Source organism: Bacillus sp. Nf3, assembly GCF_003028545.1.
In the GTDB taxonomy this organism is placed as follows: domain Bacteria; phylum Bacillota; class Bacilli; order Bacillales; family Bacillaceae; genus Bacillus; species Bacillus safensis.
Genome location: NZ_PYUA01000133.1, coordinates 1 through 510, shown reverse-complemented (window position 1 = coordinate 510; position 510 = coordinate 1). Strand labels below are relative to the sequence as shown.

Sequence of the window (510 nt, the reverse complement as noted above, 5' to 3'; positions counted from 1 at the left end):
GGGCGGATGCCCGAACCCGGAAACGCAAAAAGCCGGCGACGCTCGCGCGTGCCGGCTTCGGCTTCACCGCGGAAGGACAAGCCTGCCGCAATGAAGATGCGTCCGATCAGTACAGGCGCTGACGCTTGGTGACGTCGCGCGACGAGCGGCGCAGCTGACGCTTCACAGCAGCGGCGGCCTTGCGCTTGCGCTCCTGGGTCGGCTTTTCGTAGAACTCGCGCTTGCGGGTTTCGGCCAGCACACCGGCCTTTTCGCAAGTGCGCTTGAAGCGGCGAAGAGCAAACTCGAAGGGCTCGTTCTCGCGGACTTTGACGCTGGGCATGGAATCTCCGGGACACAGTAGAACCGGGTCACGCCCGGCGAGCCGCACATTATAGCGGCGAATAGACAAACTGCAAGCGGCCAACCCTGAATACGGGCCGGAAGTTCGAAAGCAGTGAGATCTGCACATCCCCCGAGGGGGCGGCAGGGGCGTCATAATAGCAGGCATGCGAGTCCTTGGCATCGAAT

General features: G+C 62.9%; 1 protein-coding gene. It reads right to left on the bottom strand.

Annotated elements, in window-relative coordinates; all coding sequences use genetic code 11:
• Positions 1-106: 106 nt before the first annotated feature.
• Positions 107-322: a 30S ribosomal protein S21 gene (rpsU, locus tag C9414_RS21195; protein ID WP_002808376.1), complete on the bottom strand. Its 216-nt coding sequence runs from the start codon at positions 320-322 to the stop codon at positions 107-109.
• Between the last annotated feature and the right edge of the window lie 188 nt (positions 323-510).